Origin of the sequence: Acinetobacter kyonggiensis, from assembly GCF_900107285.1 — a bacterium.
Taxonomy (GTDB): domain Bacteria; phylum Pseudomonadota; class Gammaproteobacteria; order Pseudomonadales; family Moraxellaceae; genus Acinetobacter; species Acinetobacter kyonggiensis.
On sequence record NZ_FNPK01000022.1, the window covers coordinates 1 to 23,628 of the forward strand.

28 protein-coding genes and 1 pseudogene are annotated in these 23,628 nt (G+C 42.1%); 28 read left to right on the forward strand and 1 reads right to left on the reverse strand.

Translation table 11 applies throughout. The annotated features are described in order from the left end of the window. Positions 1-236 (reverse strand): transposase (locus tag BLV99_RS14195; RefSeq protein WP_131725231.1); only part of this gene is annotated, 236 nt, incomplete at its 3' end. Positions 237-447: 211 nt separating this feature from the next. Between BLV99_RS14195 and BLV99_RS14200 the strand changes: the two genes are divergently transcribed. The 28 genes and pseudogenes from BLV99_RS14200 to BLV99_RS18670 form a co-directional block, all read left to right on the forward strand. Beyond that, the gene (locus BLV99_RS14200; protein WP_092691871.1) at positions 448-1,338 is read left to right on the forward strand and encodes a hypothetical protein; all 891 of its coding nucleotides are present in this window, start codon (positions 448-450) and stop codon (positions 1,336-1,338) included. 213 nt (positions 1,339-1,551) lie between these two features. Next, entirely contained in the window at positions 1,552-1,905 is a 354-nt protein-coding gene (locus BLV99_RS14205; protein ID WP_092691874.1) for a hypothetical protein, read from the forward strand. After that, entirely contained in the window at positions 1,902-2,237 is a 336-nt protein-coding gene (locus BLV99_RS14210) for a hypothetical protein (RefSeq protein WP_092691876.1), read from the forward strand. The genes BLV99_RS14205 and BLV99_RS14210 overlap by 4 nt, the downstream gene beginning before the upstream one ends. Next, on the forward strand, positions 2,221-3,660 hold the full coding sequence (locus BLV99_RS14215; RefSeq protein WP_092691879.1) for a lamin tail domain-containing protein: 1,440 nt from the start codon (positions 2,221-2,223) through the stop codon (positions 3,658-3,660). Before BLV99_RS14210 ends, BLV99_RS14215 begins: the two co-directional genes overlap by 17 nt. Next, positions 3,648-4,280 carry a hypothetical protein gene (locus BLV99_RS14220; RefSeq protein ID WP_092691882.1) on the forward strand — a complete coding sequence of 211 codons (633 nt, stop codon included), beginning with the start codon at positions 3,648-3,650 and terminating at the stop codon, positions 4,278-4,280. The genes BLV99_RS14215 and BLV99_RS14220 overlap by 13 nt, the downstream gene beginning before the upstream one ends. Positions 4,281-4,366: 86 nt before the next feature. After that, positions 4,367-4,825: a hypothetical protein gene (locus tag BLV99_RS14225; protein WP_092691884.1), complete on the forward strand. Its 459-nt coding sequence runs from the start codon at positions 4,367-4,369 to the stop codon at positions 4,823-4,825. A 6-nt stretch (positions 4,826-4,831) separates the two neighbouring features. Then, positions 4,832-5,029, forward strand: coding sequence for a hypothetical protein (locus tag BLV99_RS18080; protein WP_139243556.1), 198 nt, complete (start codon positions 4,832-4,834; stop codon positions 5,027-5,029). Positions 5,030-5,041: 12 nt separating this feature from the next. Continuing rightward, positions 5,042-5,287, forward strand: a complete 246-nt coding sequence (locus BLV99_RS14230; RefSeq protein ID WP_092691886.1) for a hypothetical protein — start codon at positions 5,042-5,044, stop codon at positions 5,285-5,287. Positions 5,288-5,380: 93 nt separating this feature from the next. Further along, positions 5,381-6,298: a hypothetical protein gene (locus BLV99_RS14235; RefSeq protein WP_092691889.1), complete on the forward strand. Its 918-nt coding sequence runs from the start codon at positions 5,381-5,383 to the stop codon at positions 6,296-6,298. 2 nt (positions 6,299-6,300) lie between these two features. Next, positions 6,301-7,107, forward strand: a complete 807-nt coding sequence (locus BLV99_RS14240; RefSeq protein WP_092691891.1) for a hypothetical protein — start codon at positions 6,301-6,303, stop codon at positions 7,105-7,107. Beyond that, a complete protein-coding gene (locus BLV99_RS14245; protein WP_092691893.1) occupies positions 7,100-7,609 on the forward strand; it encodes a hypothetical protein in 510 nt (169 codons plus the stop codon). The genes BLV99_RS14240 and BLV99_RS14245 overlap by 8 nt, the downstream gene beginning before the upstream one ends. A gap of 109 nt (positions 7,610-7,718) precedes the next feature. After that, a complete protein-coding gene (locus BLV99_RS14250) occupies positions 7,719-9,713 on the forward strand; it encodes a Hint domain-containing homing endonuclease (protein ID WP_092691896.1) in 1,995 nt (664 codons plus the stop codon). Positions 9,714-9,773: 60 nt separating this feature from the next. Further along, positions 9,774-10,607 carry a hypothetical protein gene (locus tag BLV99_RS14255; RefSeq protein ID WP_092691899.1) on the forward strand — a complete coding sequence of 278 codons (834 nt, stop codon included), beginning with the start codon at positions 9,774-9,776 and terminating at the stop codon, positions 10,605-10,607. 68 nt (positions 10,608-10,675) lie between these two features. Further along, positions 10,676-12,241 (forward strand): phage tail-collar fiber domain-containing protein, encoded by a 1,566-nt coding sequence (locus BLV99_RS14260; RefSeq protein ID WP_092691902.1) that lies wholly within the window; start codon positions 10,676-10,678, stop codon positions 12,239-12,241. Next, positions 12,241-12,672, forward strand: coding sequence for a hypothetical protein (locus BLV99_RS14265; RefSeq protein ID WP_086184561.1), 432 nt, complete (start codon positions 12,241-12,243; stop codon positions 12,670-12,672). The genes BLV99_RS14260 and BLV99_RS14265 overlap by 1 nt, the downstream gene beginning before the upstream one ends. A gap of 104 nt (positions 12,673-12,776) precedes the next feature. Further along, complete coding sequence (locus tag BLV99_RS14270; RefSeq protein WP_092691905.1) at positions 12,777-13,046, forward strand: hypothetical protein; 270 nt, start codon at positions 12,777-12,779, stop codon at positions 13,044-13,046. A gap of 12 nt (positions 13,047-13,058) precedes the next feature. After that, entirely contained in the window at positions 13,059-14,165 is a 1,107-nt protein-coding gene (locus BLV99_RS14275) for a hypothetical protein (RefSeq protein WP_092691907.1), read from the forward strand. Beyond that, complete coding sequence (locus tag BLV99_RS14280) at positions 14,165-14,722, forward strand: hypothetical protein (RefSeq protein WP_092691910.1); 558 nt, start codon at positions 14,165-14,167, stop codon at positions 14,720-14,722. Before BLV99_RS14275 ends, BLV99_RS14280 begins: the two co-directional genes overlap by 1 nt. A gap of 21 nt (positions 14,723-14,743) precedes the next feature. Continuing rightward, the gene (locus tag BLV99_RS14285) at positions 14,744-15,046 is read left to right on the forward strand and encodes a hypothetical protein (RefSeq protein ID WP_092691913.1); all 303 of its coding nucleotides are present in this window, start codon (positions 14,744-14,746) and stop codon (positions 15,044-15,046) included. Positions 15,047-15,190: 144 nt separating this feature from the next. Beyond that, positions 15,191-16,954, forward strand: a complete 1,764-nt coding sequence (locus BLV99_RS14290; RefSeq protein ID WP_092691916.1) for a hypothetical protein — start codon at positions 15,191-15,193, stop codon at positions 16,952-16,954. 70 nt (positions 16,955-17,024) lie between these two features. Then, positions 17,025-17,717 carry a hypothetical protein gene (locus tag BLV99_RS14295; RefSeq protein WP_092691919.1) on the forward strand — a complete coding sequence of 231 codons (693 nt, stop codon included), beginning with the start codon at positions 17,025-17,027 and terminating at the stop codon, positions 17,715-17,717. After that, on the forward strand, positions 17,710-18,891 hold the full coding sequence (locus BLV99_RS14300) for a BspA family leucine-rich repeat surface protein (protein WP_092691922.1): 1,182 nt from the start codon (positions 17,710-17,712) through the stop codon (positions 18,889-18,891). Before BLV99_RS14295 ends, BLV99_RS14300 begins: the two co-directional genes overlap by 8 nt. A 134-nt stretch (positions 18,892-19,025) precedes the next feature. After that, positions 19,026-20,327 carry a hypothetical protein gene (locus BLV99_RS14305; RefSeq protein ID WP_228144065.1) on the forward strand — a complete coding sequence of 434 codons (1,302 nt, stop codon included), beginning with the start codon at positions 19,026-19,028 and terminating at the stop codon, positions 20,325-20,327. A 20-nt stretch (positions 20,328-20,347) separates the two neighbouring features. Further along, positions 20,348-21,124: a hypothetical protein gene (locus BLV99_RS14310; protein WP_092691925.1), complete on the forward strand. Its 777-nt coding sequence runs from the start codon at positions 20,348-20,350 to the stop codon at positions 21,122-21,124. Positions 21,125-21,238: 114 nt separating this feature from the next. Beyond that, positions 21,239-21,886 carry a hypothetical protein gene (locus BLV99_RS14315; protein WP_074947238.1) on the forward strand — a complete coding sequence of 216 codons (648 nt, stop codon included), beginning with the start codon at positions 21,239-21,241 and terminating at the stop codon, positions 21,884-21,886. 5 nt (positions 21,887-21,891) lie between these two features. Then, positions 21,892-22,338, forward strand: a complete 447-nt coding sequence (locus BLV99_RS14320) for a hypothetical protein (RefSeq protein ID WP_074947237.1) — start codon at positions 21,892-21,894, stop codon at positions 22,336-22,338. Continuing rightward, a complete protein-coding gene (locus BLV99_RS14325; protein WP_074947236.1) occupies positions 22,338-23,234 on the forward strand; it encodes a hypothetical protein in 897 nt (298 codons plus the stop codon). Before BLV99_RS14320 ends, BLV99_RS14325 begins: the two co-directional genes overlap by 1 nt. Beyond that, positions 23,231-23,491: pseudogene (locus BLV99_RS18670) on the forward strand (hypothetical protein); the annotation flags it as partial. The gene BLV99_RS14325 and the pseudogene BLV99_RS18670, both read left to right, overlap by 4 nt. Positions 23,492-23,628: the final 137 nt, after the last annotated feature.

Here is a 23,628-nt window from a genome sequence, read left to right on the forward strand (position 1 = left end):
GCATGTAGTTTTTTTAGATCGATGGGTGGTTCTGTTGGAGCTTTTGATTGATCGAAAGCTTGCGAGGAAGCTGAAATCAGTTGATTTTTCCAGTCGATAATTTGGTTTTGATGAACATCAAATTCAGCACTCAATTCAGCAAGTGTTTTTTCTGCTTTAATCGCAGCAAGTGCTACCTTAGCTTTAAAATCATTTGAATGATTTCTTCTTGGTCTACGTGCCATAAAATACTCCATATATTGATGTTTATAACATCATTTGGGGAGCAAAATATCACTTATAAGTGTTGTTCAAATTTCCTGATCCACATCACAATAAAAGCCGTTCTAGTGCGCTAAATGCTAGAACGGCTTAAAATAAGATAATGATTTAGAAAGGATAAATCAAAGCATTTTGTATAAGGTGTATTATGTTAATTGTAAAAAATAAAGTTTTAATGAGTAGATAATGAGTCAGTGTAGATTATGTAAAAAACAAGTAAAGCTTGAAGAAAGTCATATTATTCCAAAATTTATAGGGAAGTGGTTAAGAAAAACTTCAGCAACTGGATATCTAAGGTCTATTGATAATCCAAATATAAGGCGCCAAGATTTATTTAAAGTAAAGCTATTATGTAAGTCATGTGAAGATCTTTTTTCAGATACAGAATCTTACTTCGCAGAAACTATTTTTCATCCATACGTGAATAGAGAAAATTTTTCTTATAACCTATCTTATAATCATAATTTAAGTAAGTTTTTCGCATCATTGTCTTGGAGAGTTTTAGTTTATTTGACAGAATTTTTAAACAATGAAACTAGTCCTGAAATTGAAAAATGCAAATCAAAATTAGAGGATTTTCTTCTAGGAATAGGGAATACTTCTAATTTAGATCAATATGAACAACATTTAATACCACTAGAAAGCGGCTCTCAATCGTTATTAAATACTAAGCATTCAAATATCAATTCTTACTTCTGTAGGGCTATAGATACGGACTTACTAAATTCAAAGTCTGGGTCTTTAATTTATATTAAAATACCTAACTTTATGATCATATCAAATATAAATTATAAATATATCAATAAGATGAGATCAAGTAGGGTTGCTTTAAAACATGGTGTTTTAGCACCCAAAGAATATATCCTTCCTATAGAAATGCAGCACTATTTAGATAACCGCTTAACTTTCATAAAAGAGAATATAACTAATGTAATTTCAGAGACTCAAAATGACAAAATACTTTCAACAATAAAAAATGATCTTGATAGATTCGAAAACTCTCACACTCTTAAGATAGTTGAGGCAGACTTATATCCCAATCAATTTATTTTCAGAGATAAAGGAAAACCTCTCTAATATTTATAAAACTATTACATAATATCCTCCATTTAATCTAACATAATGATGTTTATACGAAACGCGTATGTAAGCCCCAAGTAGAAATGTCCGCTTATAGGATATTCACTAGATCCAAAAAGACTGCTTAGGCGGTCTTTTTTATTGGAACAAGTACACTGACTGCAATCATAGAAATCTTACCCTAGGCATAAATAGCTTTAGGAGCGGGTAATGCTGAATTTTGGTTTGAATGTACTGCTGGTCATACTCTTTTTAGTGCATGTATTTTTTGCCTTTAAGGGCTTTCGTAACAGTAAATTACAGCTCATGCATCTATTGCGTCAGGGCATCGTTGATAAGGTTTTTAACCATTCACGGAAGATGCTGTATCTGCTTTTGATTCCGGCAGTTTTGATCACCGGCATTGCCACATGGTCATTTTACAATGTGTTGACTTACTGCGGCGCTTCAGCATTTATTCTTTATATTATTTTGGCTGCATTTGCCCTGTATTCCATGACGGTTCTTGCTGCCTTCCTATTCTGTAAAGTCATTCAATTGGCAGCACATAAGGCAGGGCTATGATCGATCGAAATAAAATACTCACCATGCTGGATCATTGGTTCAATTCCGAAATCAATGGCTATTTTGGATCGCCGTATGGACCGGACTTGAACAGTCTGCTTATGGGGCCTTTAGATTCTCCAGTGGCAAATGAATTCATCAACAAGATGAAGCAGGATATTCCGATTCTTCAGCAGCTCAGTGCAGATCAGCTTGCGCTATATAGCCAAAATGAAGGCTTTGAAACAAAGGTTATTTATCTCAAGGTCGGTGATGTGGCGATTAACTTAAATCAGATCAGAGACAGCCAGCTGACAATGCAAGGGGAGACATACGATGCTGACGCAAACTAATTTTGAGGCACGTATTGTTGCATCATTGGATGACTATGAAATTCAAGAGCGCTATAACGCGCAAGATCCTTTGGTCATTCAGCAGATCCGCTCTATTGCAGCATTCCTTTCCCTATTTAGTCAGGAAATTGATATTGCAGAACTGGAACCGTTCATTAAAACCCGCGATCGCTCAATTATTGCTGATGCGACCAACAAGGGGATTCTGCCGATCGCAATGCCTGCACAGCATATTATTGAAGTGCTCAACCGTTCGGGAAACAGCATTAGCTTAAGCCAAGGCCGTCAAATTGAAGATAACAGTGGTCGTCCTTGGCGGTTACTGCAATCTGTGACCGTATTGCCGGGTGAAACGGGGGAAGTACTTGCAGAGCAGAGTGAATACCGTGAGGTTCAATACCTTGTACAAAATACAGAGAACTTTCATCGTACACAGATTAAATTGCAAGATGATTTGTCATTAGCCGGTATTACGGTACGTGATGATCAAAACAATACCTATCTGCATAAAAAGCGCTGGATGAATGTCGCGCCGTTGGAATACGCATTCAACCTGACAACGGACAGTCTGCGCCGTATCTTTATAGAATTTGGTGATGATGAGCGAGCAGGATGCACCGCAAAAGCCAATCAGATATTTACCTTTGGTCTTTTGGAAACATACGGCGATGTCGATATTTCGCGTTTAAAAGATGCTTCACTGGTCGATGTATTCAATGCTGATGAACAGCGTGTGTCAGTGCGATTTAAGCAGAGCGGTGCGGTACGTCAGGGTGCAGATCCGCTAAATGTATCAGAGCTGCGCGTACTGTCCAGCTATCCATCGCTGTACGATGAAAACGCCGTGTTTCTGGGTAATTTCGATTATTCAGTTCGGGCTAAATTTATGCCACGCGCTAACTATCTGGCAGTATGGAACGAAAATGAGCATGACCGTTACTATGGTGCGACCTATCAAGATATCAATCATCTGCATATTGCAGTAGTCGCCAAAAACAGCGTGGAGCAGGCAACACTGGAACAGGAAATCATTCAGTACATTGGCCAGCTGGACAGCCTGTATAAAGACCGTGTTCGTGTGCATGCCGTTTTAGAAAAGCCTTTTGCAATAGTGTTAAATGGTCGCTTGGCCGCCGTGCATGATCTGGATGGAGTGAAAACCCAGATCAAAGGTTTGTTGGTTGACCGTTATGGTCAAACGAAATTGAGTTCAAGTCGTTGGTTAGTAAATGGTTTCAACACACAGGAAATCTCTACACAGCTGCGAAAAAACATTACAGCCTTTCAGGACAACATCAGCGATTTTTCACTCAGTGTTCCTACAGTCTCAAATAAACCACATGAATGGGTCTATGTTTCTGACTCCAGCATCACACTGAATCTACAACGTACCGCAGAGATGGGGGCCGCATGGGTAATGTAAGCTTTACGCGCCCCATTGATCAGCAAGTTAATAATCACCAAGGGTTGGAAACAGTATTGGCCAAGGCATTTAAGCAAGTCTTTGCCGATGTCTTTGAACAGCAAGTTCAGGACATGCTGGACTATGGCTGTCCGCACTTGGGCAGCAGAAAGGTCATTGAGCGGTTTTCTAAGCAGGATGGCCTAGTAGTACTACGCCGCCCACTGACTTCAGATACGCTGATGCGGGTAATCTATGCAAACTGGTCAAGTCTGGCCAGTGAGCGCGGTTTAGGTTTTTTAGAATTTGTACTGCGCATGATCTGGACGGATCAGTGGCAGATTAAGCGCCTCTGGCATCCAATCAAAACCTATTTGAATTATCCAGCACATATTACGGTTGAAGAAAAGCCTGATCATTTCCTCACAAGCCGTTTGCGCATTTCAATTGAGGACACAGTTGATACTTCTGAGATTGTTGAGCTTGCGCCTATTATACGGCGTTTAGTGCCAGCAAATATTGTGGTGAAAGTTCATGCAAAAGCTTTGGATGTTGAATTTGGCAATAAAGCAATAGGTGCAGCGGTGTATGGCAAGGTTTATCAGGTAATTGATTTCAGTGACCATGGCACCGTAAATTAGATGAAAATTATGTATTGGAACTGGCTAGACTGAAAAACATTTGAAAATGGTTTGATGTAATTCATCTTGAACTAAAGAGATATTTTATGTCTGCCAATACCGAAAACAGTACTATCGCGCTTACTGCTGATGCTGGAAGTGACCAGAACTTAATTGTTGAAGAATTTTTAGGACATGCTAAAGCTGATTTAGATCCGGCTGCTGTTGAGCAGGTACAGAACGGTGAACAGGTGGAAGGGGTAACAGCCTATGCCCGTGGTAATTATTATAAAATTTCTGCCAATCCAAAATCTCCAGACTATATCGAACCATTTGATATTCACCTTCATTTCCAAGATGGTCCAACCGTTTTAGAAGGCGTGAATGGTGCGACCAATGAAGCACTTTTAAAAGTGCTGATTCATCGTACTAAGATTTTAGACAGCCAGTTCCCATCTGAGCATAACAAAGAGGCCATTGCCGCATTAGAAAGCGCTCTGGCTGCATTTGATGCGCGGACAGCAGAACGGCTGGCACGTGGTGTTGAAGGCCTGAATGCGGAGTAGTTGCTAATGAAATTTAACCGAATCAGCGTGGCTCTGCTGGGAGCATTAGCTTGTGGTTTAGGAGTCGCCCATTCAGGCGGTTACTCAAGCCCTCACCAAGACAGAACGCCGTATGCTTTCACCCCTAAGCGTAAAGTCAAATCAAAGGCCAACAAAGTCAGTCAGAAGAAAAAGCGTCTGAATGCACGGCGTTTAGGACGTTAAGGAGAATATTCAATGCTTACTAAAATCCGTTGCTGTAAAAAAGGTAATGATCAGTTTATTAATCTACATGATATTTCATATATTGAAGTTTCCGACACTGACTATTGCGGTGGAATGAGAGGGTATGAAAGTAAATATGCCAGCGTCATTTTAGGCATGAAAAATGGTCACAGTGTTTTGCTAACAATAGAAAGAACCAAGCTTGAGGTACTTTCTACACCTCCAGCACAACCAGCACTTGTAGAATGGCCAGATTGATAACAATCTAGCTTTTTTTATTGGAACATTCCAAAATCTACATTGCGCCGTATTGCCACAATAGCCCTAATAATCACTTATTGGGGCTTTTTTATGGCTGATACAGCTCGAAAAACCAAGAAAATTAAATACAACTTATTTGAGCGTGGCCGCCAACATTCAGGTAAAAACCGCGCCAATGTTGATATGAAAGAAATGATCAATCAGATTAACCATCCGAGAGTTCAGGAAATGATTAAGTCGGGGACATTGTATGGCTATAACGGGCATGAGATCCGCCGCCGTTACGGTATGTTTCCGCCTGAATCAGTGATCATTGATGGCAAAGTGGTGTATTTAGAGTCAGCATTCAGAACACTTGAATCTTATGCCGATAAAAATGGTGATGTGACCCATGTATCAGAGTTTCTCGATAATGCAGCAGGGGAACATGCCCGTAAGCAGTATCTAGCCCGTGTAGGCGGTTTTAGTTCTGCTCAGGATTACCGTCGTTCTGGACTCGGTTTAGTACCAGTTAATTTCTATGGTTATGATTATGTCACGCAGCCGAACTATGTCACTAACGTAGGTGATGGCCAGCTGTTTGATGGCCTAGCAGTACCAGAACATCAAGAAGGACTTATTTCCTGTTTTGACAGTGCTACAGACGTTTCCTTGTTATCACCTTCGGAAGCCATGATTGCCAATATGCTTGAACAGCAGATTGTGCGGGATTTTGATCATATTCATGCCCAGATTCAGCTGCATCAATTCAATGAGCAGGCTTTAGATCAAGTGGATCAGCTGGCAAATCAGCTGGCTAAACGTGATCAGCGTGCCGCATTACAGGTTCAGCGTACACAGGATTTCTATACAGGCATGGTCGGGGAAATCCGCTCTTTTGATTCAGCGTGCGATGAAGCAGAGCAGCTGCTTACTGAAAGTGAAATTGCACGTATGCAGATCGACGGTGAAAAGCCAAAGACAAAACCTGTAAAAGCTAAAGGCTTTAAACTCTTTGGTTGGGGCTGATTATGAGCATGCCTAAAGATTCGCTTAAATGCATTCAAGATGCTTGGTATAAAATGCTGGTCGATTTTCGGGCATGGTATATGCCCGAGACCGTTCAGACGGATGAATGGAAAGCTCGGCAGATCAGCACAGCCATTAAGTCCTGTCCAAGCCGCCTCATGGATGATTCAGAATCAATGCTGTCTGAATACCGCAAAAGCCAAAATGCTGATGTTTTAGGCGGTGCAACGGCGTTTATGCCGATTATGCTGACCGCTACGGCGTTGATTGATCAGCCGCCCGATGTCAGTCAGCTTTTGCCAGTGCCATACTTTGTTCCTGTGGTAATCAAAGATCAATTAGTGAAAATTCGCTTAATTGCTAAGACTGTTCGTGCGCAAATTGCTTTTTATGCGACAAATTCACATGATGCGCGCTCTGTATGTGATCAATTCTGTGCCTATATGTTGGATGAGGATAAGCGCCGTATTGCGGTGCCTTTTGAAATGGCTGGCAGTCATATTGAGCACAGTACATTTACAGTTTTAGAAAATCAGTTGTTTCCATCACCAGTGCCCAGTGAAGCCATCAACCTGTCTATTTTTACCATTGATGTGCAGCTGATTGGTTATTTGCCACAAGTTCTAGGGCTTGGTGGACAGCATGATAACAATACTGACAATGGCTATAACCCAGATGGATCGGCAGTAGAAAAACCATTGGAAGATTTTGTGGTGATTCAAGCCGATAAATTTGCTGAAGACGGTCATGTTCGTGTTAAAGCAGATAGAGGTACTGGAGATATTACAGTGGAGAACATTCATGACTAAAATGATCCGTATTGACAGCCGTGTGACGGGTTTCTCTGATGAACCTATACGCTTATTGGCAATGTGCTATGAGGATACAGGTGAAATTCTGCTGCAAAAGACTGAGATTTTTACCGCCTTGGCCGTACCGCCAGATCTGCGTAAAAATACGGTTGTTGTGACCGACTCACCGAACTTGATTAAGAACTGGCAGCTGAAATTCGATGCACAGCAGCATCTTGAAGAAGTCATCCGTATTTATCAGGCAAGCTATCGTGGTGGTCTGGTTGAATTTGAAAATTCAATTACTCGCTATAACCCAATGAACATTCTTCAGGTACGGAAAATTGATAAGAAAGGTATGCAGCAGGAGTTTGACAGTAGTTCGCTGAATAATGGTCACATTGCAGCACTGCTGGCGATTTGGGCGAGTCATAAAATTGCCACTGCATATGGAGTAATGTCGAATCAGGTGCAGGAAGAAGATGATGTCGATCGGACAATGCTGCCTTTTAGTATTTAAAGCACTTAAGCGCTCTGCACATTGCACGGCGCGTCATTTTGGAACAGCTTAAAATTACAACAAATTGAAAAACTTAAAATAAAAATACAATCCCTCGTCTTTTTTGATAATGGCACTCCAACCTCTTAAAGAAATTCCAGAATGGTGGGAACTTTGCGTTCGGTATCGCTATGACATTTATGCATTTGCGGTCGAAGCGTTAGGTATAACTCCCACATGGCAGCAGGAACTTTTATTTGAGTCAATTGCATTTGACGGGAGTCGCACATCTGTAGCATCTGGCCACGGCTGTTTTGGCAAAGGCACCAAGATCCGCTTAGCGAATGGCAAGTGGAAGCGTGTTGAAAAAATAACAATTAATGACGCCGTATTAGGCAGTGACGGCATTATACCGCGGGAAGTGATCAGTACTGTTACTGGCTGGCAGGATTTATACCGTTTCGAATATGAAAACGGCAAAAGCCATGTCTATAACAAGTCGCATATCCTTTGTTTAATTGCGCTTGAAACAAAAAATGGCTGGAAAGCTGGCGATATGATGGAGGTCTTGGTTTCTAAATGGCTGGAATGGCCAGAGGAAACTAAGCATCAATTTGCTGCTTATGAGCTGAAGCATAAAAAATACAGTCCTATACGCATTAAGCGCGCCGTATCACTAGGTGAGGGTGAGTATTTCGGCTTCGTACTGGATGGCGATTCAACCTTCCTCACTGCTGATGGCATGGTGCATCACAATACGGGTAAAACCGCTTCCGCAGGCATTGTGGCGCTTTGGCACCTCCTGTTCTTTGATGAATCCATTACGATGTTTACTGCTCCACAGATTGGGCAGCTGAAGAAACAGGTCTGGAAAGAAATCAGTATTAACCTTGGGCGACTTAAAAGTGGTCCATTAGGATGGCTGGCGGATTATGTCGGCTATCAATCTGAACTGGTTTACATCAAAGGATCAAAAGAAAAATGGTATGTCTTTGCCAAGACAGCACCGAAGCACCAGCCGACCAACCTTGCAGGGAACCATGCCGATAATTATCTTTTATGGGGAGATGAGGCCAGTGGTATCCCTGATGAGGTTATGGACGTTGTTCTCGGTGCCTTAACCCATGAAGATAACCGTGCTGTTTTAACTTCACAGCCAACACGTAATGCCGGTCTCTTTTATGAAACCCATCATACGCTGAGTCATCGATCTGACGGTGTGTGGACAGCACTTACATTTAATGGTGAAGAATCACCGCTGGTTAGTAAGCAGTCTTTAGCAGAACAGCGCCAAAAATATGGCAGTCGTGACGATCCTCAATATCAAATCCGTGTACTTGGACAATTTCCTGACCGCGCTGATGAGTTTCTGATCACAAAGCGCAATGCAGAGAATATGTACTGTGGCGCTTCAATTCTTAAAGACCATCTGTTTGGCTATGTGATTACTGTCGATGTTGGTGGTGGTGTTGGCCGTGACGATTCTGTTATTGCGGTTTCTAAAGTGTGGGGTGAAGCACAGTGGGGAGATCGAGCACGGCGGGTTGAAGTGGTTGATATTCCGCTTTGTAAGAACAAAGATGATATTACTGAGTTGTTCGCTAAGATCCACGAATGCATTCTGAAGTATCCGAATGCCACACTGGTGGTTGATGATAATGGTGCAGGTAAAGGCTTAGGTCAGCTTTTAACAAAAAACGGCATCTGGTATATGCCAGTGCATTGGGGCGGTGCATGCTTTAATACTGACAACCGTAAAGAATATGTGAATAAACGTGCATTGGCCTATGTGGGACTCTATCGCGCAATTGATCAAGGCCGTTTCAAGATTAAAACGGTGAAGTTCAAGGTCAAGACTCAAGCTCAGATTATTAAAATTCCGTACACCTTTGACGAACACAGCCGCTATAAGATTTTTAGCAAAGATGAAATGAAGCGTATGGGCATCAAATCTCCCGATTTGGGTGATGTCTTCGCCTTCTTATTTTTGGAAAATATGTTCTATACCGAAGCATATGAAAATGTTGTTGTCTCAGATGAAAGCCCTGAAGCGCAGGAGCAGGCTGCAAAAAAATCACGTTTCAGTCAGTTAAAAGAGGCTGCCAAAAAAGAATTTGGAACATGACTCTTTTTCAGCATCATCGAGTTATTAGCATTTAGCTTTAAGTTGAGTGAATAATAGTCCATGACAATGAAGCGAGTTAATCAAGCTGTAAATGCTATAGCGTCAGGTGTTCGACTATTTAGTGATTTAAAAGAGCTGGTCAGTAATTTTAAGGCCAATGTGCGTCGTAACAATAAGGCTAATTTGCAACGTAACAAAATGGCCAATGTGCGCCGTAAAAATAATGAAAATCAGCCAAAATATAAGCCTTTATTCACCGATGAAATAATAAAAAAGGTGTATTTGGATCCTAAAATGAAACTGTCGGATTATGGCCACTTTATTATTGCAAATAGTAAATATATTGCGGTTGTAGCAGTACAAGGAAATACATCTGATTCAAGAAAAGTAGCCGTTGAGGGAAATATACCTGCTTCAAGAAAAGCAGTTGTTTTAGAGTTTAAAGAAAATAGTGCTATGAGTATTGACGATATTCTACAGCTTTTATCCACATACCCTGAAGCAACACTCATTGTTAATGATAATGGCGAGGGTAAATTCCTAGGCCAGTTATTAAAGAAAAATGGTATTTGGTATATGCCCGTGCATTGGGGTGGAAACTGCTTTAGTAATGACAATCGTAAAGAGTATGTCAATAAGCGTGCACAGGCTTATGCCTGCTTATCTTACGCAGTCAATACGCATAACTTTAAAATTTGTCATCCGCACAATAAAGAAAAAGTACTGAAAGAATTTTCTAGTATTCAATACAGCTATTTCAGCACTCAATACAGTTTTGGTGAGCTTTCACGCTTTAAAATCATGCCAGCATCTGAGATGCGAGAGATCGGGCTTGATGCTCCAGATATTGTAGATTTATTTGCGTATGTATTTCTTGAGAATACGACATATTGATTGGAACTAATCAGTCTTTAAATGGATTGCACCGCTAACAATACCTAAAGTGATTAATTGGGTGAATTATGGCTATTAAATTTTATCTGACCGATATTGGCCGAAATGCAGTATTAGAAGCAGCTAATATTCCAAGTTTAAAAATTGAGTTATCTCATATTGCTGTAGGCACTGCAAAATATAATGGAGCATCTGCTCAATCAAATACAACTTTGATCAACGAAATAGCGCGTTATCCACTTAATGGCGGAAGTGTAGATGAGTATTCTCACACATTGCGTTTTATTGCCAATATTGAGTCGACTGTTACGGCGGATATTTTTGAAATAGGGTTGTATACAGATAGAGGAGTTTTGTTTGCAATTGCGGCAACTGCAACAAATAACGAATTGATTCATTTGTCACTGGATATTGTTTCAATTTTAACTTTTGGTTTAGTACTGACTGATGTTGAGTTAAGTAAAATCGTAGTAAATATTGATTCGAATTCTCCAATTGCTGTGGCGCTAATGAATCAGCATTTGGCGCATTCAAATCCACATCCGCAGTATGCATTTTTGGAAGACTTTGAAAACCTGCGGGATGATCTTCTTGTCTGGGCAGAACTTGTGGATGGCAAAACTAATGATCTGCAAACTCAACTCTCTGATACAGTTGAAGCACTACAGCAGCAGCTTTCAAACCTTGCATCAGGATTAGCCTCTTTATATCCAAAAATTATTATGGCTGGTGTTATTAAGCCGGGACAACCTTGGGAAATTAACAAACCTGCTGGTAGCAACATCAGTTTTCTAGATACGCGCTATGCTATCCAAATCACACCAGAAGGCGGGCATGAAGCATGGAGTATCTCACGCCAAGATACTAAGATTGGCTTGAATATCTTTAATCGTTCAGGTACTTCCCGTGTCGGGTATTCAGGCAATATTTGTTGGTCAGTTATTCAGGTTGAAGGTCTAACCTCATCAACTGGTAATGGTTCATACGTTTATACAGGTACACCTGTAGTTTTTCCGATTCTTGCTGGTGAATCTAAAGCCTTCACTATTATTGGTGCTGGTGGCGGTGGTGGCTCTTCTCGTTACGATGATTTAAATGTGAATCCCAATCCTGCCACTTTAAAAGGACAAAATGGTCAAGATAGTTATATCTCGATAGATAACACGACGATTAAATTTACTGCTGGCGGTGGGTTTTCTGGAACAGGTGGTATTTCTGGTGATAACGGACAGAAAATCAATGGCATTGCTGGTGCTGGTGGTAATTGGTTATTAGAAGGTGAATATGTTTCTGCAAGTCGATTTACTGGACAGTCTGGTAATGCAACAGCAGCAGATCATACTGGCGCTTCATCGGATACAGAAAGTCGTGGTGCTGGTGGTGATGGAGCAGATAGCTCTGTTGATGCAGGTATTGCCTTTGGTGGTGGTGCTGGTGAGGGTGCACGCCTATCCATGATTTATACAAACAACTCATCCCAAACACAGTATGTACGCTTATACGTTGGTAAAGGTGGTACGGGTGAACGTTCGTTAATTACTACAAATGAAGAAGGCAATGACGTTACACCTGATCACTATGTTGTTGGTGAAGATGGCTCACATGGCTTTATTCGTGTTGCGAGTGCTATTTAATGATTAAGCATCTAAAAGATTACGTGTTAGATCATGAGATATCATCAACTTTTGTTTTAAATTCTATTGATCGTATTAGAGAAGTACTTTCGCGTTCAATTGATGGGTTGAATATTGTAGGGACATCACATCCTTACTTTGGTGTTCAAGTATATGGCTGGCAATCACCGTTACCGGATCATATTGATAAAACAGGTTATGTATTCATTATGCCTATTCACATTTCAACTGGTACTGATCGAATCATTTGTGCTGATACTAAATGTGATTTAAAAGTTGGGCATTTATATTTGTTAGATGATAAGAGACCACACCGCACAGAGGGTAATGGCAGTGTTATTGCACTATTTATGGGTTCATATAAAGCTAAAGCATTAAATGATGACTTATATCGACGCATTTTTAATGAGTTTACAGAGTACATAAAGTAGATATTTTAAGCCTCACATAACTGTGAGGCTTTTTAGTTTGGAATCATCAGAAATACGAATTTCAGCAGCCATTACCATATTTAAAACAGCTTGAAGCAGCAGCAATGATTAGCGAATACCGCAATGCCATCCGTGATCATATCAATCGCTTTATTGAGCAAGGCAAGCTCAATCAGTTGATTGTTTGGGACGTTCAACAGGATGAAGCGCAAGATCCAACACTATTGAGTTTAAGAGTGTATGGCTCAAGGGCATATACAGATGTCATTCAAGTGGCTTGTGGCACCAGCGGCATCTGGGAAAAATTACCTGAAAAACGAATAGCAGTGCCACTGATTGCAGACGTTCTCAAGCTACGCCGTGAATATCTGTAAGGAAAATAATTGATGGCTAATCCAACTCCAGACCAATTACAGCAAGCCCATAAGCAGATGCGTGAGGCGCTACAAAACGGCGGTTTGCGCCGTGATCTTCAAGGCCGTAGAAGTGCTGATAGTAAACAGCGTACTCAGGCAGATAAAGAATTTAACTTTGATGAGTTCGGCAGAAAAATTCCTAAGCCGACATTTTTGCGCCCTGAGAATATCGCAAAAGGTGAGAACTATGATGTAGAGCGGGTGCTCTATACAACGCTTGGACAGCAGAAGGGAGAAGTGCCAAGGAAGATTACCCGCGAAGATATCATGGCCTTTAAAGACAATATTGACCTATTGCGGGAACAGTATTCTACAGGCATCACCATTCAAAACATTGTCAATCTCAGCCATGCTGATGATATAGACCGTGCCAATGAGCAAATACATCTTGTCGTACCGTTGAGCAGAAAAGATAGTCTTGTGCATTTAATGACGAATGCTGGTCCTAAAAGCAAAGTAACCAACCATCATATTGAAATTGAGTTCAGCAGCTTCAGTTCATTGGTTTCAAGTACCAGTCAAAATGCCGTCAATCAAGTTAAGCGCTGGTTATCAGGCGGCAAGATCAAGTTTGAATGTGACTGTGAACGGCATACGTACTGGTATCGCTATATGGCCACAATCGGCGGCTATGGTTTAGGACGTAAGGAAAATGGCTATCCAAAGCTGAGAAACCCGTTGTTATCAGGTGTTGCATGCAAGCATGTGCTTAGAGCTGTTTATTGGATTCAATCACCTTCAGGCGTCGAGTACCTAAAAAAAGAAGTCAAAAAAGACCGGACCAAGCAGCTCAGTGTGCGAAAAAAACAAACTGATAAGCAAATTTTGGCAGAACTGGATCAGCAAATAAGTGGTTTAAACAAGGAAACCAAAGGCAAGATTCAGCCAAATATTCAGAAGGCCGAAAAGGAAATGATCCGCCGTGCTGCAAAGGTGGCGAAGGAGTATTTTGCGACTCAAGGAAAACAGACAAAACAAGTTCAGGACGCACAGGATAGAACGAAATACACGGAATGGCGTAATAGTGGAATTGTGACAGATGAAGTTTATCAGGAACTCATGCGGAGATTTAAATAATGCTAAATAGAGCAGTCAACCGTGTGGCGAATGGTCGGCATATGGCCGCGCGCCGTATTGTAATGAATACAGTGTCCAGCATTCCAGCACAGGTGTGGCGCAAGCGTATTGTGTACAGCAATCCAGTGGACGCTGGTAAGCCAGCAGATCCGCTGTCATTTGAAGCCAATGCGTTGTCTATGCAGGATGAGCCGAACTATGAATATGATCCGATCGGGCATGCTTTTGTGCTGGCGGACAAATTTAACGGTGGTTATATCCATAAGAACAACTCAATGAATAACCCTTCAGATCTGGCAATACTGGCTCAGATCGAAGTCTATGATGCAGATCTACCAACCTTAGCAGAACAGCTCTTACAGATTCCTGATACTCAATTAAATGAGGGAGATTTGCTGGGCTTGATGATTGATGAGGGTTTTATTTTGTGGTTTGAAATTGTTGGAATCAGCGGGCAAACATTGATGTCTGATTTCGGCAAAAAGTATGTATTGAACCGCCGTGATGAGATTGGGCTTGATCCAGTGAAAAGTGAAGTTGAATCACGTACACAGTAATTTTTTAAGTGAGTAAAAGTCATGTCATTTTTAGTTTTCAATAAAAAAGATAAACAAGTCGGCGATATAGGAATGGTAGGGCAATGCACTTCAGCTATTTTTAATTACCAGGTAATTGGATCTGGCGCTGTCGTTGAGTTTTCAGGAAGTAACAAACCTGATTGTGATGTATTAATAGAGCAACATTGGGAACCGATTGTCACAATTGAAGCGGGTACACCTGATTCAGAGCCATTTCGACAGCATGCATGGGATAAGATCCGCTATAAGGTCATTGCGGGCGCGGATGTGGAAATTTATGTATCTAGCGGTGTTAGCGGATAGTGATGTCTTCAGCTTTAAAATGAACCTGCTTAATAGCAGGTTTTTTTTATTTCAAAAATGCCTTTGGAACTCCCCACCTCTAGGTTTTTCCCTTCGTGCGAATCTATTTCTATCCAAGATTTTAGACCCACGACAGGTAAAAATATGTCTCTATCTGATGTACTAAAGCAACAATTCCAAGCGCAGCAGCTTGCCACACAGCAATGTCAGAACTATTTCTATAAAGACGGTGAAGAAACTGGCTTTGATAGCGCTATAGGTATGCCGGAAACTCGTCCACAGGCGCTGAATGATTTGCTTGATATCATAGGCTTTGACAGTGCGGTTGATATCGATGGTGCAATCAAGCTGGGTATCAGTCAATATCAATACTGCCATGGCGGTGATTTGCCTCATCCTTCTGTAATCGCATCTGCCTTAAACAATGGTGTGGCCATTGCAAAGAAAGTACATGGCTACAGTGCTTCAATTTCTCAAGGTTACTCTGATTTAGAAAAAGGCTTTGATGACATCAGTAATACGCATCAGGAATCGGTGAGTATTGTACCTGCGCTGTCAGTGACCACGATTGCAACAACCATTGCCTATGCATCGCCGATTGTGGCTTATATCCCGAACAGCAACGGTTCAAATGAAGTGCCGATCGTTGCAGCGCGCTTTGTGACTGACCGTGCATTCGGTGCCATGAATAAAAATGATTATCTGGATGGTGTTCAGGCAGCTAAGCCGTATGCTGAAGGTCGTTTCCGCTTTGCGCTCAGCAATAATGGATCAGGTGCCGTTTATACGGTGGTAGCCCATACGCATTACGCTGACTATGCTGCCAAAACACCAAATACCAATGCACCTTTGCTGCCATTCATCAGCGGGAATATTTCTATCCGTATTGGTGGAAAAGAAGTGGCACATACCCGCAACCGTAGTAAATCCAAACTGTCAGGTGTGATTTCTGCAATTGCTGAAAAGTCAGCAAAAATTGCGGGTGAAGAATATACGGTGACTGGAAGCAGTATTAATCTGGATACCAGCGCCATCTCAGTGACACTGAATGAAGCCCTGCCAGCAGGTGTGAAACTTGAAGTCTGCCTGATTGCTGATTTTGATGCCCGTGATACCTCCAATAAGTTCAAGATGGAACCTGTCGGCGTCAGTATGGAACCTGAGTACGAAACACTGGTCAGTGCGCCGATTATGACGCAAATCCGTGCCTCTAAACTGTTAGTCAATCAGATTTCAAGTGAACTGAATGTGGGCTTTGTTGGGACTGCTTTAGGGTTGATGCAAGGTAAAATCTATCTTGAACAAACCATCCGCCTGTTGGGTGAAGGTAAAGACCGCGCCATCTATAATGTACGCGAGTTTACCTTTGATGCTTCTCGCGGTGTAACTGGAAATTTGGCCGCTGCTTACAACACTTCAGGCGATTTGTTTGGCGAATTCATGAAGTATCTTGAAGCAGCCAAGTTAGGCATTATTCAGGACTCTGGCGCTGCGACCGTTGGTTTTGATTTGTATGTCGGTGATACGGCTAAAATCTTCTTTGCTCAGCTTTCATCAGACAAAATGCCAGTTAAAACTGGTGCAACCGCAGGTCATGGACAGATTGTGCGTATCGGCACACTAGCAGATGGCACTAATGTTTATCATGTCCCTAGCTCTGCGGGTGTATTGGCTGAAGCAGGTCAAGCCTTTGAAATGTTGGTGATTGGTCGTGGCAATGAGCCAGTGCGTAATCCATTTATTGGTTTCACTGAAATGCCATTGACTGTAAGTGAAGCGACTCCAGATCCGCGTGAACAGCTAATTGCATTAATTGGATCACAGGCAGCAGAGCTTAATCCGCTCGATCGTTATGCAGATCAGTTTGCATTGATCACCGCAGTCAATATGCCAAAACTTAAAAACTAAAATTCTGCAAATTAAGGCGCATTTTCCATGCGCCTTAATTCATTTCTAATTTGATAAAGGGTGACACACGATGACTCAAACAGATCAAAATACTCCTGCGACTGCTACAACCAGCAAACGAGTAACAAAGCCAAAAACAGCTGCTGCTAAAGCTGCGGCAGCTAATGAAGTACTTGCCCCTGTAGAAACGGAACCGTCTCCATCACTTGATGCAGCAGTCAATCAAGAGAAGACCTCATCACAGGCTGAATTACAGGGAATACAGAGCGATACCGCAGATCAGAGCCCAGTAGAAGATGTTGAGCCAGAACAGGCCACTGATAAAGAAGCTGATGCTATTCAATCTGATTCTGAACCTGAAAATAGCAATCAGGAAAACCCAGTAAATGGGTCAGTTGAAACTGAGCATGTGGCCTTTTTGGATCAATCAGTACCGTCTGCAGCTGTCGCCGTCCAACCTGATAAAAAAAATGATGGGGTACGGAACGGTGAAGCCAGTGGTGTAGAGCTGATTAATGCAGTACTTCCTGAGGTTCAAAGCCCGTCACCTGTAAAGCAGAGTACAGTAGTAAAAAGTGGCTTATTCGTGGTTGTTAAAAATACAGGTGTACAAACCGTATTTGAACCGCTGTCCAAGACTTCAATCAAGTCTGGTGAAACGGTAGAAATCCGCTGTAGTAATGGCCAGTTTAAGCACGATGTCCTGAATAACCTGAAGCAGTTTATTGGCTTGGGTAAAAATTTGGAGATCCAAAATGCATAATTTTGATGGTACAAATCCGCTACTTGAAGCACTGGGGGATGAACCAGAAATTAAAGAAATCACTTTAACGAACTCATCGGCATTCATCATTGTTGAACCCTTAACCCAAGTGCGTTTGCAGCCTTTTGAAAAGACAGTAATTCAGGTGATAGGAAATGCTGCATATGAGCATATTATGGCTAATATTAATCAGTTGAATGCATTGAAATCTGATGTGATTTCGATTGAAACTTCTGAACCTGAACCTGAACCTGAACCTGAACCTGAACCTGAACCTGAACCTGAACCTGAACCTGAACCTGAACCGGGACCATCAATATTTAAAACCAACGGGGTGGCTAATGATTCAGTTTACATCACTCATGATAGTGGCCCTGCAGTAACAATCGATTGGGGTGATGGAAGTGAGCCTACAGTAATCGAGCGTGTAAACAACTATAGACCATCAGCACAGCACAGATATCAGGACACTAATAAATACACGATCACCGCTACATCGGTGGGTGGATCAGTGTTTGCTGTACAAGGTGCTGTTGAAGAATTGGTGAGTTGGGGGAGCAACAATCCATATTTCAATCAAAATGGTAATAGTGTACAAACGGGTTCACTAATTAAAGTGCCTGAATTACTACCACCACATATAACTAAATTGAAATTCTCAGGTCAAAGCGCATTCAATCAAGATATAGCGAGTTGGGATGTTAGTCACGTGACTGACGTTGCAGGGTGTTTTGAAATGTGTTTAGAGTTCAATCAGTCTTTAAACTCTTGGTTTATGCCTCTGGTAACTGATTTAAGTAATCTGTTCGCCAATGCTCGAAAATTCAATCAATCTATTGCTGATTGGGATATTTCTAATATTGCCAATACGTCGGGTATGTTTAAAAATGCTTGGGCATTTAACCAGTCAATTAATACTTGGAATATGTCGAATGTTGTAGATGCCTCTAATATGTTTGCTAATGCGAGTGCATTTAATCAACCTTTAAACAACTGGAATGTAGCGCGTATTGAGTATATGGGCATGATGTTCGCTAATGCATATATGTTTAATCAAGATCTGTCTGGATGGTGTGTGAGCCTACAAGTACAGAAACCAATGATGTTTGATAGTAACTCATTGTTAGTTTTAGAACATTTACCAGTCTGGGGAACTTGCCCAAGCCCGTCCTGATTAATCGTCGTTTGAACGATACAGCATCATGAAAAAGCCCTGCAATAGCAGGGTTTTTTTATTGGAACTGATAAGAAGTCTATCTGGCCCGTCCTGCAAAAATAAACATAAGAATTTTGCCATAGGCAGCCACAATGATTTTAAGTTTAGATCAGCAAGGTATGTTGGCCGTTTCATCTTCACCAAATGAGGAAGATGCGGTTTTTGCCCTTGAATTTGAAACACACAGTTATCTAGCGGATACACAGCTGGAAGCAGCATTTATCAGTAAAGTTGCCAATCCTCAACTGTCAGATATTGTCATGCGCCTGCGTATTGTTGACTCAGTGAATGGTGATGAGGTTCTGAAGATTCAGGGAACGCTAGATGAAGATCCAGACAACTTGGCTTCAATTGTTGCAGTCGCGGATGCTACGAATGCATTTGAAGTATTTGAATTAACTTTGCATGAACTTGCTGGTGATGTTTTAGATGCTATTAAGCTTTCACAAGCCTTTAATGCTTCCAATAGCTTAGGGCGAAGCAAAACGGTTATTGAATTGCCAGACGAACAGACACCGCCATTTGACGGTGATGAGGTTTACAGCATTCTAACCAATCTTGTTGATGTACCCGCCTATATTGCGCTGCCGCAGACCAATGATTTACCGCTGTATGTTGCAGCGCTGCGTGCAGCGGAAAAGTTGAATATCCCGCTGGATGCTGAGATTGATCCAACCATTACGGCAGAGCAGGCAGCGGAGTTTGCTTTATCCATGGATGCGCAATCATATCGTGTCCAGTTTATCTGGTCGCCGAATCTCTGCCGTTCCCGTGATGCAGTTTCTTTAAGCGGTCGTAAAATTTCAGCGCCGTACATCGGGCAATATATCGGTGACAAGCTGCTGCGTAATGCACGTACCGATGCTAAAGGCTATGCACCGCTTCATGTTGGTGTGGCATGGAAGGATTTTCCATTCCGCAAGAAAGTTCTAAAAATACGTCCAGATGTTGTCCTTGATGAACCGACTTTAGAAATGCTGGCCAAAGCTAAAGTAAATGTCGTGCGTCCAATTAAGTTTAAGCAGGGTATTCGCTATGTGCTCAGTGATTTGTTGACTCAGTATCAAAGCAAAAATAGCGCATTGCGTCTGGTGCCAGCTGCTGAAATTGCAATGCGCACCTCGAACGAAGTGGTTTCAATACTGAAGGAACACATGCTGAAGCCGACTGATAACTATTTAAAGGATGCCAGTGCCGACATTGATAAATATCTTTCTGGTGCTGTGACTGCAGGTTGGCTAAAGCCAGCGGAGGATTTAGGCGGAAAGCCTTATGCATTCCGTTTAACTCCTGATAAGGATTTTCCGTTTGAGCGTGTGCGCCTCTACTTTGCACGACGTCCTGAAGGCGCAACCCGTGCTGCAATTTTTGATGAAGATGTTTTAGTTAAATAATTTTAAACAGGTGAACAATTATGTTTGGTTCAAAGAATCCATTAAATGCAAAAGCTCAGACTCTGGTTCTACGCGATTTTGATTCAGCTGCTACAGAAATTAAAACCTCTGTTACAGCATTAACCAGCTCTGTTCGTGAAGAACTGTCTTTTATTGAGCATGTCCGTGAACAAGCCCTGAATATTGTTGCGGATCTTGCCGATGCCGTAACAGATGGCACGCTTGAAGAAGGTGAGTTGCCTTCAGATCGTCTGGACTTTCTGATTTTGGAAGCCACTGATGGCGCAGATGATGATGAAAACACTTTAGAAAATGCTGTTTTAGAATCGATTGCCGATGCGTTTGCCACATTTGGCGTGGATGACTCAGTGATTGAGGAAATGATGGGTGACAATATTGACGCGGCTGATGCAGCAATTGAAGCAGCTGCCAGTACCGTGATTGCCAATATGCCAGATGAAGGCGATCCGCTTGATGACTTGGTACGTGAATTCATCTATGGTGAACCTGATGAACTGGAAAGCGGTTTTGATGCAGCGACAGGAAAAAAACTATCACGTGGTAAAATGAGTACAAAATCCTTTAATGGCAAGAAGATCCGCTATAAAGCCATTGCTGCGATTCGCAAAGGGGTGAAGACAATTGTCAATAAGCGTTTACCCGGACAAAAGGTGCGTTTATCGAGTGGCCAAAAGGCTGGCTTGAAAAAAGCGCGTCTGAAAGCTGTATCTGCAAATTCACTGCGCAAGCGCATGAAGTCTTTGCAAAAAGGTAAGAAGATTGGGCTTTATAAGTAATCAGTCCACAATTTTAGAAAGGCCGCATTTGCGGTCTTTTTTTTGGAACTCAACATATTTGCATATTGTTACCCGCTTCAAAATGACGGCATCACAGCATATTTGAGAATAATGATGCGTCAAGTTAATCCTGTTTTACTCAATCAATTAAGAGCTGATTACCTCGCAATTCAGCAGCTTGGATCACCTCTATTATCTTGCAAAGGTATGCTAGTACCTCGCGGCATGGAAGATTTCCGTTTTCTATTTAAGAGCTGTCCGCGTCCTATTGTCAGCAATGAAGATCCAGCTGAGGTTCAATATGCCGGCGGATTTACAGGTATTGCCGCTGGTGTACCGAAAACACACTACACAGGCAATCTACAAATGCTAGTAACTGAAGCTGGGCATGATCAGATATTTGCAGACTATATCGTTGCCAATGCTGGAATGATTGACTGTGATTATTACGATGGCCGTGTAGACAGCTACACTCGTGCATATTCATTGGAAAACTGTGCTATCCGCTTTGAAATGGCGGAATTTGATTCAGACAGTCGTTCTCAAGTCATGACGGTCTCTTGCCCGATTGATTTCAATTATTTTGGCAACTTTGCAGATATTGGAACGAACGGTACTGTTATGCCCGGGCATCTTCAGATTGCTGGAGTTGAGGGCCTTGTCAATCGTGTGCAGAAAGTCATCAATACTGCTCAAGCCGCGACAAATATTGGCCGTAATATTGGCAGCGTAGCGCGTCAGATTGGCTCACTTTTCGGGTAAGCACCATGCAATTATTGCCAAATGACGGAACCGGTAATTTTAGGGCAGTGGCAGGTACAATTTCTGAGCTTGCTGCGCTCTATCATCAGAAGCTGACACTGAAAGGCTATTCACTGCTGCAAGAAGAAATTCAAGCCGCATTTATTGAAGAAGTGAAGCGCTATGCAGGTTGGCAAAGTCTGACCTGCCAAAAGTCTTCAGCTGTACCGATCGCTGTGGATGAACATTTAATTCTTGAAGCCTTTGAATGGGTCATCATTGAACCTTGTGTAAAGGCCAATTGTGACCTGATTCAAGCCTCTCTGGTGGAAGCATCACGCAGCATGGGCGGAGATGGCTTCGGCATGTCAGTCAGCGAAGCCGAGCAGGCCTATGAAGCTGAGAAAGAGAAAATGCCGAAGAATGCTTTTGTCCAGCCGCCGTTCAGCTTCAAAACAGCTGGGGGTAATTAATGCAAATCGTCATTGCTGCATCCAATAAGTTAATTTCAGCTTCAGAATTAATGTTGGCCACACTGCGCAATGATCTTGTGCCAGTGCCGCTGAGTTTTGAATTTTCGGTGAAGGCGAACCGAGAGCTGGAGGAACAGCTAAAAGAAGGTGCTGAAATCTTAGTGGGGAATATTAGCCAGCCTTTTGTGATTGTTCTAGTACAGCCAGTCAAATCGCAAACAGTGAAAGATGACCGCAGGATTGGTGCTATATCCTGTATTGCGGTTTTATCGGGTTGTCAGAAACTCATTACGAATACAGATAAAGCGGTGATACAGAATGAGACTTCTTTTAATTCTGCAATTCGCGCCTGCGGTGCCAGAAATATCCGCTTAGGTGATGACCTACCGCTGCCTGAATTTATTTGCCTAAAAGGTCGTTTACCTACGGCAAGATTGGCACTGTATCTGCAGCAAGAAGCGGCGGTTATCTGCTTTAAGGATAATAAGATCTGTGCAATGAAACTGGATGCACTGTTTAAACAGGATGCGGTTTTAAAGCTCGATCCCAGTGAAGTGCATTGGCTGAACAGTGAACAGAAAACCAAACATCAGAAATCATCTTATGTATCGGTTGAGCAGGATGGTTCAACGGTAATTGGTGATGACACCACAACAGCGGGGCAAGCTGTTGTTCAAAGGGCCGGTCTTGATGCGCGTCAGCTGAAGAATCTAGAAAAAGTACTCATTCCACGCGGAACAATACAACGTCCGCTGAATATGGAACTCATGGCGGGTTCAGTTGTAGAAATTAGTCAAACTAAATATGTGATTTTGACTGCTGCCCATCATGTTGAAACAGGTGCGGTTGGAGGCAATGTCGGATCTACAACAAAACTATGGTTGGCAAATTTATGAACACGACAAAGATTTTAGGTGAAGCCGTTGGCATCCAACGACAAGACATTATTGACCGCACAGAAGAGCAAACTACGGACGGTCTGACAGGTGCTGTAATCTTAGGCCGCTTCAAGCGCGGTCGGGTTGATGCACCGATGGAAATCCATCAGGGTAATATTCGTGGCCAACTTGGATATGATCCAAAGAACCCAGACTACATCGCGGTGCAGGACTGTCTGGATACAAATGTTCCTAGTTTGCAAGTGTTGCGGGTGAAAGGTGGGGATAGAGAAATTAATTGTGCAGGGGCAAAGTCTTGGGCTAGGTTTAATAGCCTAGATAGTGGTTATGATATTAAATTGAACGATAAGTTTTACCCCACGGATGGAAATTTTCCTGACTTTATCAGGAA

What these genes read in the sequence shown, in the direction of transcription:
- BLV99_RS14285 (WP_092691913.1), top strand. Translation starts at nt 14,744, where the DNA reads ATGTCATTTTTAGTTTTCAATAAAAAAGATAAACAAGTCGGCGATATA.
- BLV99_RS14210 (WP_092691876.1), top strand. Translation starts at nt 1,902, where the DNA reads ATGATCGATCGAAATAAAATACTCACCATGCTGGATCATTGGTTCAAT.
- BLV99_RS14230 (WP_092691886.1), top strand. Translation starts at nt 5,042, where the DNA reads ATGCTTACTAAAATCCGTTGCTGTAAAAAAGGTAATGATCAGTTTATT.
- BLV99_RS14315 (WP_074947238.1), top strand. Translation starts at nt 21,239, where the DNA reads ATGCGTCAAGTTAATCCTGTTTTACTCAATCAATTAAGAGCTGATTAC.
- BLV99_RS14270 (WP_092691905.1), top strand. Translation starts at nt 12,777, where the DNA reads ATGATTAGCGAATACCGCAATGCCATCCGTGATCATATCAATCGCTTT.
- BLV99_RS14250 (WP_092691896.1), top strand. Translation starts at nt 7,719, where the DNA reads ATGGCACTCCAACCTCTTAAAGAAATTCCAGAATGGTGGGAACTTTGC.
- BLV99_RS14280 (WP_092691910.1), top strand. Translation starts at nt 14,165, where the DNA reads ATGCTAAATAGAGCAGTCAACCGTGTGGCGAATGGTCGGCATATGGCC.
- BLV99_RS14265 (WP_086184561.1), top strand. Translation starts at nt 12,241, where the DNA reads ATGATTAAGCATCTAAAAGATTACGTGTTAGATCATGAGATATCATCA.
- BLV99_RS14220 (WP_092691882.1), top strand. Translation starts at nt 3,648, where the DNA reads ATGGGTAATGTAAGCTTTACGCGCCCCATTGATCAGCAAGTTAATAAT.
- BLV99_RS14300 (WP_092691922.1), top strand. Translation starts at nt 17,710, where the DNA reads ATGCATAATTTTGATGGTACAAATCCGCTACTTGAAGCACTGGGGGAT.
- BLV99_RS14215 (WP_092691879.1), top strand. Translation starts at nt 2,221, where the DNA reads ATGCTGACGCAAACTAATTTTGAGGCACGTATTGTTGCATCATTGGAT.
- BLV99_RS14245 (WP_092691893.1), top strand. Translation starts at nt 7,100, where the DNA reads ATGACTAAAATGATCCGTATTGACAGCCGTGTGACGGGTTTCTCTGAT.
- BLV99_RS14310 (WP_092691925.1), top strand. Translation starts at nt 20,348, where the DNA reads ATGTTTGGTTCAAAGAATCCATTAAATGCAAAAGCTCAGACTCTGGTT.
- BLV99_RS14275 (WP_092691907.1), top strand. Translation starts at nt 13,059, where the DNA reads ATGGCTAATCCAACTCCAGACCAATTACAGCAAGCCCATAAGCAGATG.
- BLV99_RS14295 (WP_092691919.1), top strand. Translation starts at nt 17,025, where the DNA reads ATGACTCAAACAGATCAAAATACTCCTGCGACTGCTACAACCAGCAAA.
- BLV99_RS14240 (WP_092691891.1), top strand. Translation starts at nt 6,301, where the DNA reads ATGAGCATGCCTAAAGATTCGCTTAAATGCATTCAAGATGCTTGGTAT.
- BLV99_RS14260 (WP_092691902.1), top strand. Translation starts at nt 10,676, where the DNA reads ATGGCTATTAAATTTTATCTGACCGATATTGGCCGAAATGCAGTATTA.
- BLV99_RS14305 (WP_228144065.1), top strand. Translation starts at nt 19,026, where the DNA reads ATGATTTTAAGTTTAGATCAGCAAGGTATGTTGGCCGTTTCATCTTCA.
- BLV99_RS18080 (WP_139243556.1), top strand. Translation starts at nt 4,832, where the DNA reads ATGAAATTTAACCGAATCAGCGTGGCTCTGCTGGGAGCATTAGCTTGT.
- BLV99_RS14290 (WP_092691916.1), top strand. Translation starts at nt 15,191, where the DNA reads ATGTCTCTATCTGATGTACTAAAGCAACAATTCCAAGCGCAGCAGCTT.
- BLV99_RS14205 (WP_092691874.1), top strand. Translation starts at nt 1,552, where the DNA reads ATGCTGAATTTTGGTTTGAATGTACTGCTGGTCATACTCTTTTTAGTG.
- BLV99_RS14200 (WP_092691871.1), top strand. Translation starts at nt 448, where the DNA reads ATGAGTCAGTGTAGATTATGTAAAAAACAAGTAAAGCTTGAAGAAAGT.
- BLV99_RS14225 (WP_092691884.1), top strand. Translation starts at nt 4,367, where the DNA reads ATGTCTGCCAATACCGAAAACAGTACTATCGCGCTTACTGCTGATGCT.
- BLV99_RS14320 (WP_074947237.1), top strand. Translation starts at nt 21,892, where the DNA reads ATGCAATTATTGCCAAATGACGGAACCGGTAATTTTAGGGCAGTGGCA.
- BLV99_RS14255 (WP_092691899.1), top strand. Translation starts at nt 9,774, where the DNA reads ATGACAATGAAGCGAGTTAATCAAGCTGTAAATGCTATAGCGTCAGGT.
- BLV99_RS14235 (WP_092691889.1), top strand. Translation starts at nt 5,381, where the DNA reads ATGGCTGATACAGCTCGAAAAACCAAGAAAATTAAATACAACTTATTT.
- BLV99_RS14325 (WP_074947236.1), top strand. Translation starts at nt 22,338, where the DNA reads ATGCAAATCGTCATTGCTGCATCCAATAAGTTAATTTCAGCTTCAGAA.